Genomic DNA, 17,614 nt, shown 5'->3' with positions numbered 1-17,614 from the left:
CCGCGATCAGCGCGCGCGTGACGACGAACACGTCGCCGGGATCGTTGCCGTCGAGCTTGCGGCCGAAGTACAGCCGCGTGCCGTCCGCCGACAGCGAGGCGCGGGTTTCGGATGCGGTGGTGTTGATCGCCGGATTGCCGATGCGCTGCGGCGCCGACCATGGAGAGTGGGTATTGGGACGCGTGGCGACGTAGATATCCTGGTCGAACGCGGTCGCTCCGGCACGGTTGGAACTGAACACGATTTCCAGCCCGTCCGCGCGTACGTTGGGCATGCGGTCGTCCGCCGCCGTGGACAGCTCCGCCACGCGCACGCCCGGCCCGAACGTACCGTCGTTGAGCTGCTGGCTCACGTAGATGTCCTGGCCCTGGCTGTCGGGATAGCCCGCGCTGGAGAAAAACAGGAACTTGCCCTCGGCCGTGGTCACCAGCGACGGACTGAATTCGGCGCCGGCGGTATTTGGACCGTTCGGATAGCAGCCCAGGTTCTTCGGCGCCGACCAGACGTGCGGCGAGGTTTCCGTGCTGAGGAAGATGTCGCCGGCCGACGGGCCGCCGGTCGGTGGCGGCGGTGGCGTGTCGCCGGGATAGCAGTCGTCCGCGGTCGGCTGCGAGCTGACGAACAGCAGCGCATTGCCGGCGATCGGCGTCGGGCAGTAGTCGAACTCGGGCGTGTTCACTGGCGCGCCGAGGTTCTCGGCGGCCCCCCAGACCGAGGACACCGTGGCGCGGAACGTGCGCCAGATGTCCTGCTTGCCCAGGCCCCCGGCGCGGCTCGAAGCGAAGTACAGGGCCAGACCGTCAGGCGATTCGATCGGACAGCCTTCCGCGGCGGCCGTATTGATCGCCGCGACGGGCTGCGGACTGCCCCAGGGTCCGAAACTCTGGGCGTTGGCGGTATCGGCAGCGCCCGCGAGCAGGGCGATGACGGCGATGATGTGAGCGCGGTTCATGGGGGCTTACCTCGAAGCCAGCGCGAGCGACGGCGTCGCGACGCTGCCGTCGCGCACAAAGGCGACATGGCCGGCGCCGTGCATGCACTCGCGATGGGCATAGCGCACGAGGGTTTCGCGGCCGGCGTAAATCGCGCCAGCGTTGTTCGTGCCGAGCACTTCGGCCACGGCGTCGCGGCCCGGCAGTTTCTGGTTACGGCAGTCGACCACGAGCGTCGCCTGGGCGCGCACGTCGACGGTGGACAGGGCGGAATGGTCGGCGGCGTGGGCGTTGATTGCGACGAAACCGGCGATGATGGCGATGAGTCTGGCGTTCATTGGAGTATCCTCTTTGTCGGTGCGCGGGGTGGTTTTCGACCCAGTTCCGGCGGTCTGCGCCGGGACGCAGCCAGTGTCGCCATCCGCGCCGCGCGAAGCTTGATGCCGGCGCCCGGAATCGCTTGTGCCGGCACGAGGGAACCCTTGGGAAAAGCTTGGGGAGCGCCGAAAATTGCCGTCATTTCGACGAAACCGGGAATGACGGCAAAAGACAGGAGCAACGGCGCAAGGACATCGGGGTCTGGCATCGCCTTGGTATCCTCGGAATCGTGTTTGCGATCGGCAAAGGAGGGGACGCTTGGCCAGCGGGGAAAACGACGCCGTATCGGGCTGGATTTCGTTCGACCGGGTCGAAATCGACCTGGCCGGCCGGCGTCTGTTCGTCGATGCGCGCGAAATCCCGATCGAACCGAAGGCGTTCGCAGTGCTCGCGCTGCTCGCGCGGCAGCCCGGCCGCGCATTCACGCGCGACGAGATCCTCGATGCCGTGTGGGGCCATCACCACGTCACCCCCGGCACGCTCAATCGCATTGTCACCCTGTTGCGCCAGGCGCTCGGCGAGGACGCGCACAATGCGCAATACCTCAGGACCGTGCACGGCGTCGGCTATCGTTTCGAGGCGCAAACGCGCTTCGATGAACGGCGTGCGCCTGTGCATGGCGCTGCCGGCGTGTCGGAGGAAATACCGGCCGTGGACCGGCCGGCGGTGGAAACCGACGCGCCGCCGGCACCGAACGAAACGCCATCACCCCCAGCGAGCGCGCCGAGTCCTTCCGGGCCGCCGCGCGCATCCGGGCACGAAGCACCCCCATCGCGCACCGACATCACCGCGCTGCGTGATTCGCCTGCGCAACCCGCGGCGCGGCGTTGGCTTTGGCCGGTGGCGGCGCTGTCGTCGTGCCTGCTGTTCGCAGGCGCGATCGGCTTTTGGCCGTCCCCCCGGACGCCGTTGCCGACGCAAACACCGACCAAGGCTTCGCCGCCAATGTTGGTTGTACTACCACTGCGTAGCGCCGCCCCCGACGCTGCGCTGGCCGAAGGCCTGAGCGAGGAATTGATTACCCGGCTCGCGCACATCGAGGGTCTCGCGCTGATCGGGCAGACCTCCGCCAGGCTCGCCCAGGAGCGCAAGCTCGACCTCGAACAGCTCGGCCAGCAATTGCACGTCAGCCATGCAATTGAGGGCAGCCTGCGCCAGAACGGCGAACAGTTGCGCATCGACCTGCGCCTTCTCGAAGTGCCCAGTGGCAAAGCCATCTGGGCGCAGAACTACGGCCGCAAGTCGTCCGACATCTTTGCCATGCAGAGCGAGATCGCGCAGGCCGTGGCCGGCGCGCTGGCGCTGCGGCTGGGCCTCGCGGCCGCGCAAACGCCTGCCAGCAGCGAAGACGCGGCCCTGTATCGCCAATACCTCGAACTGCGCAGCGTGCTGCTCCGGCCCGAGTTGACGCCGGGCAGGCCGCGCCATGCCGCGGCGCTCGCGGCGCTGCGCGAAATGGTCGCACGCGCGCCCGACTACGCACGCGCGCACGGGCTGCTGGCGCATTACCTGTCCTGGTGGCAGGTTCTCGACGATCAGCAACGGGCCGAAGTGGAGCGCGAAGCCGCGCGCGCGTTGCAACTCGATCCCGACTTGGCCGACGCGCACGAGGCGCTCGCCCAGCAGGCCTGCAAGCGCCTGGAGTGGGATCCCTGCATCGCGGAACACCGCCGCGCACTGGCGCTCGATCCCACCGACGTCACCATCCGCACCGACTATGCTTTCCACTTGGCGGCCGTGGGCTATCTCGAGGAGGGACTGCGCGAGTTCGAGACCGCCTATCGCTCCGACCCGATTTTTCCGCCGGCCAGCCAGTACCGCGCACACGTGCTCGACGCGCTCGGCCGGCACGACGAGGCGAAGATCGCCTTCGATGTCGTCCTCAAGCTCACTGAGCCCACGAATGCTTCCTATGCGCGCTGGCACAACGCGGTCTGGCGCCACGATTTCGCGCAAGCGCAGCAATGCGCCGGGCAGATGTCCGAAAAAGAGGGGTTCCGCGATTCGTATCTCGCCGTCACGGCGGCGCTGCAGGACGCCTCGCGGTGGCCGCAGGCGCGCAAAGCCATCGGGGAATCCGAGCACGTCACCGGCCGCTACAACTTCTCGCGCCTGCTCGATCCCGCGGGCTACGACGCGCAGGCCGTGCTCGCCGCCTTCGAGAACATGCTGCACAGCGACCATCCGCCGCCATATTTCCTGCTGGCCTGGCAGCCCGAATACGCCGCGCTGCGCCGCACGCAGGCATTCCAGGACTACCTGCGCAACACCCACATCCTCGACTACTGGCGCGCGCACGACTTTCCGCCACAATGCCGCCCCGACGGCGACGGCGCGCGCTGCGACTGACCCTTTGGTTCACCGCAACGCCCGGTCGTGTGTCGCATTGATTGGCCAACGGCCCGCGCCGCTGGCCGACGCGCAAGGTCAGGGTCCGCCGGCGTGACTGAGCCAGCCTTCGTCCGCCGGCGACGAACCGGACCGAAGCGCGAAGTCGGCATGCGCGGCGCCGGTGGCACATATGCGTTGCGCGGCGCGCAGCATCTGTTCGCGGGCTGGAAGGTCCAGCGCGACACCACGCTGGCTCAGCGCCCAATCGACATGACGCATGCGCGGCGGGGCATCGCCCCAGCATGGCACGAACACGTCGGCGGCCGCGGAACGCTCGTGCACTTGCGACGTGCAGGCAGCGCAGACCGCTATCGCCAGCAGTGTGGTGGCCGATTTGAATACGAGTGAGGTCGGGGTCGACATGACGCGCTCTCCTTGCGGGCGCCGGGTCTCAGGGCTGGACCTGGGCCAACGCAGGCGACGTCGAATCCTCGTCGCGAACGAACGCGACGTAGCCGACGCCGCGCATGCACAAACGCGTGACCGTGTGCAACACACGCTCGCGTTCGGCGTGGATCAGCGTGGCATTGTTCGAGTCGATCAGCTCGGCGACGGCGGCGAAGCTCGGCGTGAACGGAGCAGCGCACGCGATGACGATGCGCTCGCCGCGCACGGAGACGGAATCGAGGCCTGCACTCGGCTGCGCGGCAGCCGCGTTCGCCGCGACGAACGCGGTGGCGAGAACGAGGTTCGAAACGTTCATTGCGGCTCTCCTGGATGCGACCGACGCGGTGTCGTCGCTCACCCGGAAATACGGCAAGAACGGCCTTCGATTACCGCACCGTCGCGGCGCAGTCTACGAGCGCAAGCCGACGCCGCGGTGGAGCAGGCTCATGCACAACACGCCGAGGCCAACGACGAACGCGAACATGATCAGGTAAGCCCAGGTCAGGTCGATGTCGCTGACGCCGAGCAGGCCGTAGCGGAATGCGTTGACCATGTACAGGATCGGATTGAGATGCGAAATCTCCTTCCACGGCGACGGCAGCTGGGCGACGTTGTAGAACACCCCGCCGAGGTAGGTCAGCGGGGTGAGCACGAAGGTCGGGATGATCGCGATGTCGTCGAACTTGCGCGCGTAGATCGCGTTGACGAAGCCGAGCAGGGCGAAGATCACCGCGGCGAGCAAAAACGTGCTCAGCATGACCAGCGGGTGATACAGATGGATCTTGGTGAAAAACAGACTGATCGCGAGCACGATGACACCGACCATGAAACCACGCAGCACCGCGCCGGTGACGTAGCCGGCGAGGATGGCCCAGCTCGGCATCGGCGATACCAGCATCTCCTCGACGAAGCGCTGGAACTTGGCGCTGAAGAACGAACTGGTGATGTTGCCGTAGGCGTTCTGGATCACCGCCATCATGATCAGGCCCGGCGCGATGTACTCGATGTACGAAATCGGCGCGCCACCGATGCCCTGCGCCATCGTGCCGATACGGCTGCCGATCAGGCTGCCGAAGATGATGAAATACAGCGTCATCGTGATTGCCGGCGGCAGCAGCGTCTGCGACCAGATGCGCAGGATGCGCATGACTTCGCGGCGCGCGATCGTGCCGAGCGCGACGAGATTGCCGTGCGCGTTCATGCCACCGCCGACCGGCAAACATGTCGCGCGAGCAGCGCGCGACCCCGATTGTCTTTTTCTTCTTGCATTTGCATGAAACACAAACCGTTCAATTGAATCGTGCTCATGCGGCTTCCTTGCCGGTACCGCCGAGGTTGCCCTCGACCAGCCGCACGAACAGCTCTTCGAGGCGGTTGGCCTTGTTGCGCATCGAGTTGACCATGATCCCGCGCGCGGACAAGGCCGCAAAAACGGAATTGAGGTCGTGCGCGCGCGACATCTCGACCTCGATCGTGTGCGCGTCGATATGCGTGAGCTTCACTGCATCGATCGTCGGCAGGCCGTCGATCGGGTTGGCGAGATCGAATACGAAGGTCTCGACGTCGAGCTTGGACAGCAATTTCTTCATCGAGGTGTTCTCGATCACCTGGCCGTGGTCGATGATCGTGATGTTGCGGCAGAGTTGCTCGGCTTCCTCGAGATAGTGCGTGGTCAGGATCACCGTCGTGCCGGCCGCGTTGATGCCTTCGATGAACTTCCACATCGAGCGGCGGATCTCGATGTCGACGCCCGCGGTCGGTTCGTCGAGGATCAGCAGCCTCGGCTCGTTCATCATTGCGCGCGCGATCATCAGACGCCGCTTCATGCCGCCGGACAGCGTGCGCGTCACCGCCCGCGCCTTGTCCCACAGCGCAAGCTCCTTGAGGTATTTTTCCGCGCGCGCGCGCGCCACATCGCGCTCGATTCCGTAGAACCCCGCTTGGTTGACGCAGATGTCCAGCGGCGTCTCGAACAGGTTGAAATTGATCTCCTGCGGCACGAGGCCGATCATCTGCATCGCGGCGCTGCGCTCGCTGCGCACCGAGTGGCCGAACACGCGCACATCGCCCGCGCTCGGATTGACCAGCGAGGAAACGATCCCGATCAACGTGGACTTGCCCGCGCCGTTCGGCCCGAGCAGGGCGTAGAAATCGCCGGCTTGAACGATCAGGGAAATGCCCTTGAGTGCTTCGACGCCCGTGGCGTAGGTCTTGCGCAGATCGGCGACTTCGAGCGCCGGGACGGGTGCGGGAGCGTTGCTCATGGCTGCTTTGGCGAGGCTAAGCGCGTAGTATAGCGGTCTTTGATTTTGCGGATTCGATTCCTCCGTGGCCGAACACTTCTCCCTGCGTCTCGCCGACAGCCGCATGCTCGCGCCTGCGGTGCGCCATCTCGTTTTCGAACGCGCCGACGGCGCGCCGTTCGCCTTCCTGCCCGGCCAGTTCGTGCAGGTGCATTTCCACTACGCCGACGGCAAGCCGACCAAGCGCAGCTATTCAGTGGCGACGATCGGCGCGGGCGACGGCTCGGCGGTCGATCGCCTCGAGATCGCCGTGTCCTATGTCGACGGCGGCGCGGCGACGGACATCTTCAAGAATCTCGAACAGGGCCAAACCATCGACGCCAGCGGCCCCTACGGACGCTTCTGCCTTATGGACAACGATGCCAACGCACGCTACGTGCTCGTTGCCACCGGCACCGGTGTGACCCCGTACCGCGCGATGCTGCCGCAGTTCAAGGCGCTGTTCGCCAAGCGCGACATCGAAGTCGCGCTGATCTACGGCGCGCGCAACGAAGCCGAACTGCTCTACGGCGACGAGTTCGAGGCGTTCGCGCGCGAACATCCACGGTTCCGCTTCTACGCCTGCTTCTCGCGCACGCCGCGCACACAACCGCGCGCGCACGACCGCAGCGGCCGCGTGCAGGTCGCGCTCGAAGAAGTCAAACCCGACGCGGCACGCGACATCGCCTATCTGTGCGGCAATCCGGACATGGTCGACCAGTCGTTCAACCAACTCAAGGAAGCGGGCCTGCCGATTCCGCATATCCGCCGCGAGAAGTACGTTTCGTCGCGCTGATTTTGCGTGCGCCATCGCGAAGGTGTTTCGCGATGTAAAGGATACTTGACAATTCCCCCACCCTGGCGCAGCATGTGCGTGTCAAGCACACTTGACATACCGATCCAATGCCGTGGGGAGCTGCAATGACGCGATTGTCCAAGACGCAATACGATCTGCGCGTATTCGCCGCCAGTTCCGTGTACGTCGCGCTCGTGATCGCCCTGCTTCCGCATGCGCGCCACGCCGGCGATCCAATGCTGCGCCCGGTCTATGCGCTGATTCCCGTCTTGCCGCTGCTCTACATCGTCTGGCTGCTCGGCCGGCGCATCTGGCAGAGCGACGAACTCGAGCAGCGCACGCACCTGATCGGCCTCGGCGCGGGCAGCGCGATCGTCGGCGTGTTCAGCCTGATCGGCGGCTTTCTTGCCATCACCAAAGCGGTTCCGCAGGACGCCGCGCCCATGCTGCTGATCTGGGTATTTCCGATCATGCTGCTTAGCTACGGCGCCGTGCAGTGGTGGATGGCGCGGCACTACGGCAGCGGCTGCGACGACATCGACGGCCTGCCGGCGCATTACCGCTTCATCGGTCTCGCGTTGCTGTTCGGCATCGTCGCGCTGTGGGCGTGGTGGGGCAAGGCGGATGCATCCGGCGCGGCCGTATTCACTACCTTTGCCGCCACCTTCGCCATGACCGCACTGGTTTTTGCCCTGCGCCGGCGGCGGATCGGGTCCGGCGGCGAATGAACAACAAGCTGCGCGAACTGCGCGGCGAGCGCGGCTGGTCGCAGAGCGATCTGGCCGGGAAGCTCGACGTGTCGCGGCAGACAGTCAACGCCATCGAGACCGGCAAGTACGATCCGAGCCTGCCGCTCGCGTTCCGCATCGCCAGACTTTTTCGCCTGCCGATCGAGTCGATTTTTCAACCGGGAAAGGACTGACACATGGACAAGAAGAACCTGTTCCGACTCGCGCTGCTGCTGGTCGCAGCCGGCGCGCTGGCATGGAAATTCTTCGCCGCGCCGCACGCCGACAGTGGCGGTACGCACTCAGCGGCGGCGGCGATTCCGGCGAACGCGCGTGAATTCACCCTCGGCACGCTCGCGTTCCATGCCTGCGAGCTGCCGCAGAAGAAATCGGGCGCGACGACCGCCGCGTTCTGCGCACCGTTCTCGGTGCCGGAACGTCGCGACGAAAATCGGCGCGACGACGCGGCCAGCCGCCGGATCGATCTCCACCTTGCCCTGATCAAGAGCGAGGCCGCGCGCGCCGACAGCGACATCGTCGTTTTCCTCGCTGGCGGCCCCGGCCAGGCGGCGGTCGAGACGTATCCGCAGATCGCGGGCGCGCTCGCCCCGCTGCGCAAGCATCACCACATCCTGCTGCTCGACCAGCGCGGCACGGGCGAGTCGCATCCGCTCGACTGCGAGGCGACCCGCGACGACGAAAAGAACCGCACCCAGGTCGGCGAAACCGACAACGGCATCGATACGCAGAAGTTGCGCGAGGCGGTGGCGAAGTGCCTCGCCGAGGTCGAGAAGAAAGCCGACCCACGCCAGTACACGACCACGATCGCCGCACGCGATCTCGAGGATCTGCGTCTCGCGCTCGGCGCACCACAGTTCGATCTCGTCGGCGTGTCGTACGGCACGCGCATGGCACAACAGTATCTGATGCGCTACCCCGCCGGCGTGCGCAGCGTCGTGCTCGATTCGGTCGCGCCGAACGAGCTGGTCTTCGGCCAGGGCTTCGCGCAGAACCTCGATTCGGCATTGCGTGCGCAGTTCGCCCTGTGCGCGAAGAATGCGGCCTGCGCGAAGGCATTCGGCGATCCGTACGCCAGCCTCGTTCAACTGCGCGACGCGCTGCGCGCGCAGCCGCGGGACGCAACGTTTCGCGATCCGGTCACGTTCCAGCCGACCGGGCTGCGCCTGAGCGCGAACCGCCTTGCCAGCCTCGTGCGCATGTTCGCCTACTCGCCGGAGACCGCCGCGCTGCTGCCGCTGTCGATCGCCGAAGGCCTGAAAGGCAACTACGCGCCGCTCGCGGGACAGACGCGGCTGCTGCAGGACGGCATGTCCGGCACGATGAACGGCGGCATGCAGGCCTCGGTGGTCTGCAGCGAGGACGCCGACCTGATCAAGCCCGATCCGGTCGATGCGAACACGCTGCTCGGCACCAGCCTGACCGATGCGATCACGGCGATGTGCGCGGTCTGGCCGCACGGCGTGATGCCGGCGGATTTCCATTCACCGCTGAAATCCGACAAGCCCATCCTCGTGCTCGAAGGCGAGTTCGATCCGGTCACCCCGCCGCGCTACGGCGAGCAGGTGATGAAAGGACTCGACAACGCCAGACTCATCGTCGCCAAGGGCCAGGGCCACAACGTCATCGGCCGCGGCTGCATCCCGAAGCTGGTCGGCGAGTTCATCGACAAGCTCGCGCCGAAGACGCTGGATGCGACCTGCGCCGATGCGCTCGGCCCGCTGCCCGCACTCATCGACTTCAACGGAGCCGCGCCATGATCGAAGTGAACAACCTGCACAAGACCTTTGGCGGCGGCGCGAAGAAGATTGTCGCCGTCGATGGCGTCAGCTTCAGCGCGCGCGACGGCGAGATCACCGGCCTGCTCGGCCCCAACGGCGCCGGCAAGACGACGACGCTGCGCTGCCTGTACACGTTGATGCGGCCCGACTCGGGCCAGGTGCTCGTCGATGGCGTCGATGCGGCGAGCGATCCGCTGACCGTGCGCCGCAGCCTCGGCGTGCTGCCTGACGCGCGCGGGCTGTACAAACGCCTGACCGCGCGCGAGAACATCGCCTACTTCGGCCAGTTGCACGGGCTCGACCAGGCCACGATCCGCACACGCAGCGATGCCGCGATCCGCGCGCTCGAGATGGAGGACATCGCCGAACGCCGTACCGAAGGCTTCTCCCAGGGCCAACGCGTGAAGACCGCGATCGCGCGCGCGCTCGTGCACGACCCGAAGAACGTGATCCTCGACGAGCCGACCAACGGCCTCGACGTGATGGCAACGCGCGCGATGCGCGCATTTCTGAAACAACTGAAACACGAAGGCCGCTGCGTGCTGTTCTCCAGCCACATCATGCAGGAGGTGGCCGCGCTGTGCGACCGCATCGTCGTCATCGCACGCGGCCGCGTCGTCGCCGACGAATCGCCGGACGCGCTGCGCGCGCAGACCGGCGAGGCGAATCTCGAAGACGCCTTCGTCAAGCTGATCGGTACCGACGAGGGACTTGCCGCATGAACGCCGCCCTGATCGTTTTCCTGAAAGAAGTGCGCGAGAACCTGCGCGACAAGCGCACCGTGATCAACACCCTGGTCACCGGCCCGCTGATGGGGCCGCTGCTGTTCGTCGTGCTGATCAACACGCTGGTCTCGCGCGAAATCGAGAAGGCGGAAGCGCCGCTCAAGCTGCCGGTGATCGGCGCCGAGCATGCGCCGAACCTGATCCAGGCGCTGAAGCAGCAGCGCGTCGAGATCCGGCCCGGCCCGGCCGACGCCGAGCGCGCGGTGCGCGAACAGGACGCCGACGTCGTGCTGCGCATTCCGCCGCAGTACGCGGAAAGCTGGAACAAGGGCGAGCCGGCCCAGGTCGACGTCGTCTTCGACGAATCGCAGCGCGACGCACAAAGCGCGGTACGCCGCGTGCAGGCCGCGCTCGACGGCTACGGCCAACGCACCGGCGCGCTGCGCCTGCTCGCGCGCGGCCTGTCGCCCAGCGTGATGAAACCGGTCGTCGTCGCCGAACGCGACCAGTCCACTCCGCAGAGCCGCTCGGGGCAGATGTTCGGCATACTGCCTTACTTCTTCATCCTCGGCGCGCTGATCGGCGGCATGGCGTTGGCGATCGATACCACCGCCGGTGAACGCGAGCGCCAGTCGCTGGAGCCTCTGCTTGCCACTCCCGTTGCGCGAGGGAAGATTCTCGCCGGCAAGCTGGCGGCGACGACGGCGTTCTCGATGACCACCGTGTTGCTGAGCATGATCGCATTCGCCGTTGCCGGCCATTTCCTGCCGACCGACAAGCTCGGCATGGAGTTGCACCTCGGCCTGGCTTTCCTCGCGCGCGGGCTGTTCGTGATGCTGCCGCTCGCCGCACTTCTGGCCGGGTTGCAGACGATGGTCGCCGCGTTCGCCAAGAGCTACCGCGAGGCGCAGACCTGGCTCGGCCTGCTCACCTTCGTGCCGGCGATTCCGACGATGCTGCTGACCGTGCTGCCGTTCAAGCCGCAGACGTGGATGTACGCGGTGCCGCTGATGGGCCAGCAGATCGCCCTGACGCGCTTCCTGCGCGGCGAAGCGGTCAACTTCACCGCGCTCGCGTTGTGCTTCGCCTGCACCACGCTCGCGGCCGTGCTCGTCTACCTCGTTACCACGCGCATCTATCGCAGCGAGAAACTGGCGATTTCGGCATAGCCGGAAATCCCGCGCTCGTGCCACGCGCGCAGGACGGGCACAAGCTCAGACGCTGCGCGTCGCCACCGCCGGCGGCACGCGCGAGGCGCGCGTCGCCGGCCCGAGCACGGCGAGCTGGCCGAGCAGCCACAGGCAGAGGAAGCCGACTGGCACGTAGTACCAGGGCAGCAGCTTCGCTCCGTCGGTGTGGGTCAACAGCCACAGGCTCAGCGCGTAGGTGAGCAAGCCGCCGACGAGCAGCCCCGCACTCGTGATCAGGAAATTCTCGGTGAGAAAATAGCGCAGGATGTCGAATTTCGTCGCGCCGAGCGCGCGGCGCGTACCGATCTGCTTGGTGCGCTGCGCGACCCAGAAGCTGGCCATGCCAACGATGCCGAGCGCGGTGATTGCCAGCAGCAGGAAGATCACGGTGCCCAGAATGATCATCATCGCGCGATCGCTCGAGTACGCCTCGTTGCGCGTCTGTTCGATCGTGCGCATCTTGCCGATGATGCGGCTGGGATTGGATTCCACGAGCTTCTGCTCGACGAGCTTCATCACCTCGTCGCGGCGACCGGGTTCGGCGCGCACGACATAGCGGGTGAAGTTGCCGTACGGCATGTGCGCCGGCACCAGTGTCGTGTATTCGATGCTTTCGCTGGTCGCCCACGGCTGTTGCATGCGATCGATGATGCCGACGATTGTGCTGGTCGGCGGATCCTCGGCGAGATACACCTGCTTGCCGAGCGCGCTGCCATCGGGAAACATTTTGTCCGCCAATGCCTTGGTGACGATGATGGCCGCCGGGTGGAGGCTGTCGCCGAACGTGGCGTTGACCACTTCCTCCGGCTTGAAATTGCGGCCGGCGACGAGGTGCGTGTCGAAGGTATTCACGGCGTGATCGTCGACGATGTACAGCGCCGTGTCCGCCGTCGACGTTTTCTGCTTCGGCTGCAGGTTCATGCCGGTACTCCAGCCGCCATCGCTCAGCGGCACGCTCCACGCGGGGGAGGCATCGACCACGCCGGGCAATCGGCGGAGCAGTTGCAAGTCCGCGAGCTGGGTCGCACGCGCATCGTAGCCGCGACCGAAACCGCTGCTGCCGAACCAGAACGTGTCGGCTTCGTTGATGCCGCTGGGTCGCTGCATGTGTTCGAACCGTTGCTTGATGATGAACAGCGAGTTGCACACGATCGCCAGCGTCAGCGCGATTTGCAGTCCGATCAGGACCATCGCGACTTTGCTGCGCATCAGGGCGGAAAGAATGGGACGGATTTCCATGATGAACACCTCTCAGACGAAGGGCATGTCGGCGCGGGGCGCGCCAGCCTCAGGGGTTGCCGAAGCAAGCGCACGCGGCGCGACGCTGCCGCGTGTGCACCTGCGATGATTGCGGCGGGTTGCCCGGTCCATCGCCGGCTATTGCGTTTTCAACTGTGCGGCCGGCGCCACCTGGCAGGCGCGCCAGGTCGGGTACAAGCCGGCGAGTACTGCGGCCGCGACCGCAAGCACCACCGTCATCGCAATCATCGTCCAGTCGAGCTGCGCGACGCTCTTGTAGTCCGTGTACAGGCTGCGCACCGCAACCAGGCCCAACCCCGTCAATACGAGACCGAGAACGCCGCCGGACAGGCCGACCACACCCGATTCGGTCAGAAACTGGGTGAAGATGTCGCGCTTGCTCGCACCGAGCGCGCGACGCAGGCCAACCTCCCCCGCCTTGCGCGTGAACTTGGCGAGCAGCAGGCCGATCGTGTTGACCAGGCAGACCGCGAGAAACGCGAAGCCCAGCCCGGTTTGCACCTTCACATCGCTCGACACGACTTTCTGGTCGACCATCCACTCGTTGACGTCGGGCAAGCGGTTGTTGAGCGGACGTGGGAAGCGGCCGGATTTCTTCTGCTCGTTGACATAGGAGTCGATGAACGATTTGTAGTCAGCCAGACGCGCCGGCGAGTCGAGCTGTACCCACATCTGAATCCACACGCAGTCCGATTGCAGATAGGCATCCCAGCCGTCGCCCGGTTCCTTCCAGCAGCTGTTGTTGCCGGTCGAACGCTGCTTGAGGTCGATACCGGTAGTGAACGGCATGAAAAAATCGTCCGGGTCGGCGAACGCACCGTTGGTGAGGTCGTAATAGCGGGTGCGCAATTTCCACTCGCCGAGCACACCGACGATCGTGTAGTCCTGACCGTCCAGGCGCACCGTCTTGCCGACGCTGTTCTGGCCGCCGAACAGCTTCTCGTTCATGTCGCGACCGAGCACGACGACTCGCGCATGCTGCGCATCCTGATCGCGGTTCCAGCTGCTGCCGTAGGCGAACGGCGGCTCGAACATCGCGAAGAAATCGGCATAGGTCACGCGCCCGAGCGACTGGAACGGCTTGAGCTCGGGATTCGCGGGCTGCACCGGCAACGACAATTTGTACATCGCCGCCTGCTTGTCGGCCTTGCCGGCTTCCATCAGCGCGACCGCATCGCGATAGGTCACCTGGTCGGGCGAGCGGCCGTCATCGTTGTACGGCCTGTCGGGACTCCAGTTGTCCAACTGCACGTAATGCAATTTGTCGCTCTTCCACGGAATCGGATCGCTGCCCATCAGATGCATCACGGTCAGCGTGGTCATGCTCGCGGCGATGCCGAGCGCGATGCCGAACACCATCAGCGCGGTCAGAACCGGATTGCGCCTGAGACTGCGCAGGCCGAGTTGCAGATAGTAGGAAAACATCTTCGTTCCTTTGCTTTGCCCCTCCCCGTTCGCTGGGGAAGGAAGAAGAATCAGGCCACCGCCGCCTCAGCATCCGGCTTGCGTGTCGTTACGCGCAACGCGGGTTCGGTATCAAAATCGGTGACCTGACCGTCCATCACGTGCACGTTGCGCTGCGCGCGCGCGGCGAGTTCGGGGTCGTGAGTGACCATGATGATCGTCGTGCCCGCACGGTTGATCTCTTCGAGCAGTTCCATCACGCCGCGCGCCATCAGCGAGTCGAGATTGCCGGTCGGCTCGTCGGCCATGAGCAGGCGCGGCGAACCGGCCAAGGCGCGCGCGATCGCGACACGCTGCTGCTGGCCACCGGACAACTCCGACGGATAGTGCTTCATGCGCGAGGACAGGCCGACGCGCGACAGCGACTCCTCGATGCGCTTCTTGCGCTCGGCGGCGTTGAAGCCGCGATAGCGCAGCGGCACATCGACGTTGTCGAACAGGTTGAGGTCGGGGATCAGGTTGAAGCCCTGGAAAATGAAACCGATCTTTTCGTTGCGCAGCTTCGAGCGCGCATCGTCGCCGAGGCCGCGCACGTCCACGCCGTCGAGCCAGAACTCGCCCGAGCTGAACTCCTCGAGCAGGCCGGCGATGTTGAGGAAGGTCGTCTTGCCCGAACCGGAGGGGCCGGTGACGGCGACGAATTCGCCATCGCGCACGTGGATCGAGAAGTCGCGCAGCGCGTGAGTCTCGACCATGTGGGTACGGTATACTTTCGACAAATGCTGCATCTTTAGCATGGGTAATTCCTGCTGGCTGAGTCGGTTCGCGGGATTCAGTTCAAGACCACTTTCTCGGCGCCTTTGAACGCATCGGTGCCGGAGATCACGATGCGGTCGCCTTCCTTGACGCCGGAGACGATTTCCACCGCATTGAGACTGGTGGCGCCGATCTGGATGGCCTTGCGCTCGGCGATGCCGTCGTGGACGAGGTAGGCGGTCCGGCCGGCGCCGGTGTCGACGAACGAACCGCGTTCGACCATGAGCACGTTCGGGCGCTCGTCGATCAGAATGCGCGTGGTCAGTTGCTGGCTCTGGCGCAGGCCGGCAGGCTTGTCGGCGGCGAAGCGCACGCGCGCGACGACCTGGCCGTTGACCACTTCCGGCGACACCGCGGACAGTTCGCCCTTGTACTTCTGTGCGCCGTCGGCGATTTCCGCCGGCATGCCGATCGAGAGGTCGTGGGCGAACACTTCGGGCACCTGCAACTCCACTTCGAGCGAAGTCAGATCGATGACGGTGACGAGCCCCGTGTTGATCGGCACATTGGCCTTCTGCTGCACGAGCAGCTGGCCGACCTGGCCGGCAACCGGCGAGCGCACCTTGAGTTGCTCGACCTGGCGCGACAGGTCGGCGACGAGCAACTTCTGCCGGTCGAACGCGAGGTGTTTGGTCTTGACGTCGAACGCCGCCGTCTCGTTTTGCAGGCGCGCATCGGCCTGCGCCTGGTTGACGTTGAGTTCGGCCTTGGCCAGATCGTCTTTCGCGCGCAGCACTTCGATCTCGGGCATCGCACCCTTCTGGAACGCCTGCGCCTTGCGTTCGACCTCGCGCGCCGCGGTCTGGCGATCGATCCGCGCCGAATCGACGGTCTTCTTTGCGAACAATTCCTTCTGCCGTGCGTCGATGCCGGCACGGCCGACGTCCACTTCGAGGCTCGCCAGCGTGGCCTGTTCCTGCTGCAGCTTGTTGGTCAGCTCGGGGCTGTCGACCTCGGCGAGGACCTGGCCCTTGTCGACCTTGTCGCCCGCATGCGTGAGCAGCGTGACCGTGCCCGCTGCAGTCGCGTACAGCGTCGGCGCCTGCGCGGCGACAACCTTGCCCTGCGCGGACACGTCGCGAATGAGCGTGCCGCGCTTGACCTCGCCGATGCGCAAGCTGGCGGCGGAAGCCGAGGTGCCTGCGGAGATCAGGCGCGCGACCGACGGCACCAGCCAGATCAGCGCGACGAGCACCGCGGCACCCACCGCACCGATGACCAGCCAACGTTTGTTGACGCGCGGCTGCGCGATCTCGATGCGGCGGTCCTGCGCGGAAGTGTCTCGAATCATGGGGGTCGCGCTTCTCTGAAAGTTGCTACACCCCTGCAGAAGCAATCCTCGTGCCAATCATGGCAACCGTTTCAACCCCTTGCCCAAGCTGGATTTTCTGCCGCGCTTGAGGATCCACTTACTGTCCGTCAGCGCGGACGGACAGCTCGCGGACAGCGCACTGTCCGTCCGCGTTCGTCGCGCACCGCATCGGCTCGCGCGCACCGGATCGCGGATCGTCTCGTCCTGCGCGAGCACATGCCGATGGATCGCATAGCCGTACGGTCGTCGTCGTAGGTGACGATCAGGGCTCGTTGCAATCCGCCGCCGCGAAGACGAGCGCGGCAGTGTTCATGCCGCAAGCACCTAACAATTCACGCGGACCGCGTTCCGCGGCCGCCTAACTCAAGTCTGCCTTAAAGAGCGGCTTCGCAATCTTGGGGAAAGCCTTCAAGAGCTTTCCATCCATCGTGACGAGACCGACCCCCAGCGCTTGAGCAGCAGCGACAAATTCGCAGTCATACGCGGAGCAATCACTGCTGTTTGCCAACTGAAGCACCGCGCCAGAGTCAACGAATTGCTCGTTGCTGGCAATGAGACTTTCTGCTTCCTGCTGGATCGCAAATGCTTGATTCGCACTCAATGTTCCGCGGCGCATATACCCGGTCAGGATGTTCCGGAACTCGCTCCGCCATAGAACTGGAGCTGCCCATTCCGGTTCTTTCACCAACAGCGCCTCTGCGTGCTCCGTAAACTCTCCTGGCAGGTAGAGATAGGCCAGAATATTGGTGTCAACTATGATCACGGACGACCTTCTCGTTTCAATCTGTCGACTTCCTTCGCTTTGAATTTCTTGGGCAAGCCGGCTCGGAGTCCTCGCGCCCTCGAAATTCGTTCGGACACTGGAACACGCGCCGGGGCCAAAATAGCTTCAAGGCAGACGATCGCTTCATTGTTGATACTTCTCCTGTGCGTCTCGGCGGACCAGCGCAACCGGTCGTAGACTTCATCGGGGATGTTCTTTAGGGTCAGGTTGGTTGGCATCACAAGCTTCCTTCCAGCAATCGCCGGAACCATTATGGTTTCTTTTTGGTTCCGGTCAAGCACAGGCTGACCGCTCGTGCATGGACTGACCTGCCCGGCGATTCTCGGACCGGCTGAAAGTTGAGAAGATGGCTCCCGCCAACGAAGCGAGGAGTCTATGCGGAAGGCACGATTCACTGAAGAACAGATGGTCAAGATTCTGCGCGAGGCGG

The 17,614-nt window shown here is 65.1% G+C and carries 18 protein-coding genes and 1 pseudogene; 7 read left to right on the top strand and 12 right to left on the bottom strand.

What is annotated here, in order from left to right; genetic code table 11:
* Together AC16HO_RS00095 and AC16HO_RS00090 are read right to left on the bottom strand one after the other, a co-directional pair.
* Positions 1–952: pseudogene (locus AC16HO_RS00095) on the bottom strand (hypothetical protein); the annotation flags it as partial.
* Between the two features lie 6 nt (positions 953–958).
* Positions 959–1,270 carry a hypothetical protein gene (locus AC16HO_RS00090; protein WP_484335245.1) on the bottom strand — a complete coding sequence of 104 codons (312 nt, stop codon included), beginning with the start codon at positions 1,268–1,270 and terminating at the stop codon, positions 959–961.
* Between the two features lie 298 nt (positions 1,271–1,568).
* Here AC16HO_RS00090 and AC16HO_RS00085 point away from each other — a divergent pair, with 298 nt between their 5' ends.
* The gene (locus AC16HO_RS00085; RefSeq protein ID WP_484335244.1) at positions 1,569–3,659 is read left to right on the top strand and encodes a winged helix-turn-helix domain-containing protein; all 2,091 of its coding nucleotides are present in this window, start codon (positions 1,569–1,571) and stop codon (positions 3,657–3,659) included.
* A gap of 78 nt (positions 3,660–3,737) precedes the next feature.
* On the opposite strand, the gene AC16HO_RS00080 is transcribed toward AC16HO_RS00085, so the two are convergent.
* From AC16HO_RS00080 to AC16HO_RS00065, 4 genes are all read right to left on the bottom strand, one after another.
* Entirely contained in the window at positions 3,738–4,064 is a 327-nt protein-coding gene (locus AC16HO_RS00080) for a hypothetical protein (RefSeq protein WP_484335243.1), read from the bottom strand.
* A gap of 28 nt (positions 4,065–4,092) precedes the next feature.
* Complete coding sequence (locus tag AC16HO_RS00075; RefSeq protein ID WP_484335242.1) at positions 4,093–4,404, bottom strand: hypothetical protein; 312 nt, start codon at positions 4,402–4,404, stop codon at positions 4,093–4,095.
* A gap of 93 nt (positions 4,405–4,497) precedes the next feature.
* A complete protein-coding gene (locus tag AC16HO_RS00070; protein WP_484335241.1) occupies positions 4,498–5,289 on the bottom strand; it encodes an ABC transporter permease in 792 nt (263 codons plus the stop codon).
* A gap of 103 nt (positions 5,290–5,392) precedes the next feature.
* Complete coding sequence (locus AC16HO_RS00065; protein WP_484335240.1) at positions 5,393–6,352, bottom strand: ABC transporter ATP-binding protein; 960 nt, start codon at positions 6,350–6,352, stop codon at positions 5,393–5,395.
* Between the two features lie 64 nt (positions 6,353–6,416).
* Here AC16HO_RS00065 and AC16HO_RS00060 point away from each other — a divergent pair, with 64 nt between their 5' ends.
* The 6 genes from AC16HO_RS00060 (at position 6,417) to AC16HO_RS00035 (ending at position 11,587) form a co-directional block, all read left to right on the top strand.
* On the top strand, positions 6,417–7,166 hold the full coding sequence (locus AC16HO_RS00060; RefSeq protein ID WP_484335239.1) for an FAD-binding oxidoreductase: 750 nt from the start codon (positions 6,417–6,419) through the stop codon (positions 7,164–7,166).
* A 125-nt stretch (positions 7,167–7,291) separates the two neighbouring features.
* Positions 7,292–7,894, top strand: a complete 603-nt coding sequence (locus tag AC16HO_RS00055) for a hypothetical protein (protein WP_484335238.1) — start codon at positions 7,292–7,294, stop codon at positions 7,892–7,894.
* Positions 7,891–8,088: a helix-turn-helix transcriptional regulator gene (locus tag AC16HO_RS00050; RefSeq protein ID WP_484335237.1), complete on the top strand. Its 198-nt coding sequence runs from the start codon at positions 7,891–7,893 to the stop codon at positions 8,086–8,088. The genes AC16HO_RS00055 and AC16HO_RS00050 overlap by 4 nt, the downstream gene beginning before the upstream one ends.
* Before the next feature lie 3 nt (positions 8,089–8,091).
* The gene (locus tag AC16HO_RS00045) at positions 8,092–9,672 is read left to right on the top strand and encodes an alpha/beta hydrolase (protein WP_484335236.1); all 1,581 of its coding nucleotides are present in this window, start codon (positions 8,092–8,094) and stop codon (positions 9,670–9,672) included.
* Positions 9,669–10,415: an ABC transporter ATP-binding protein gene (locus tag AC16HO_RS00040; protein WP_484335235.1), complete on the top strand. Its 747-nt coding sequence runs from the start codon at positions 9,669–9,671 to the stop codon at positions 10,413–10,415. Before AC16HO_RS00045 ends, AC16HO_RS00040 begins: the two co-directional genes overlap by 4 nt.
* Complete coding sequence (locus AC16HO_RS00035; protein ID WP_484335234.1) at positions 10,412–11,587, top strand: ABC transporter permease; 1,176 nt, start codon at positions 10,412–10,414, stop codon at positions 11,585–11,587. The genes AC16HO_RS00040 and AC16HO_RS00035 overlap by 4 nt, the downstream gene beginning before the upstream one ends.
* A 45-nt stretch (positions 11,588–11,632) precedes the next feature.
* Here AC16HO_RS00035 and AC16HO_RS00030 read toward each other — a convergent pair whose 3' ends face one another.
* The 6 genes from AC16HO_RS00030 to AC16HO_RS00005 form a co-directional block, all read right to left on the bottom strand.
* Positions 11,633–12,847, bottom strand: a complete 1,215-nt coding sequence (locus tag AC16HO_RS00030; protein ID WP_484335233.1) for an ABC transporter permease — start codon at positions 12,845–12,847, stop codon at positions 11,633–11,635.
* Positions 12,848–12,985: 138 nt separating this feature from the next.
* On the bottom strand, positions 12,986–14,293 hold the full coding sequence (locus AC16HO_RS00025; protein ID WP_484335232.1) for an ABC transporter permease: 1,308 nt from the start codon (positions 14,291–14,293) through the stop codon (positions 12,986–12,988).
* 50 nt (positions 14,294–14,343) lie between these two features.
* Positions 14,344–15,069 carry an ABC transporter ATP-binding protein gene (locus AC16HO_RS00020; protein WP_484335231.1) on the bottom strand — a complete coding sequence of 242 codons (726 nt, stop codon included), beginning with the start codon at positions 15,067–15,069 and terminating at the stop codon, positions 14,344–14,346.
* Positions 15,070–15,104: 35 nt separating this feature from the next.
* Positions 15,105–16,379, bottom strand: a complete 1,275-nt coding sequence (locus tag AC16HO_RS00015; RefSeq protein ID WP_484335230.1) for an efflux RND transporter periplasmic adaptor subunit — start codon at positions 16,377–16,379, stop codon at positions 15,105–15,107.
* Between the two features lie 379 nt (positions 16,380–16,758).
* Complete coding sequence (locus tag AC16HO_RS00010; RefSeq protein ID WP_484335229.1) at positions 16,759–17,163, bottom strand: type II toxin-antitoxin system VapC family toxin; 405 nt, start codon at positions 17,161–17,163, stop codon at positions 16,759–16,761.
* A partial coding sequence (locus AC16HO_RS00005; protein ID WP_484335228.1) for a FitA-like ribbon-helix-helix domain-containing protein occupies positions 17,160–17,614 on the bottom strand: 455 nt, incomplete at its 5' end. The genes AC16HO_RS00005 and AC16HO_RS00010, both read right to left, overlap by 4 nt.

It is taken from the genome of Rudaea sp. (assembly GCF_057139185.1).
This window is presented reverse-complemented; position numbering and strand designations above follow the sequence as displayed.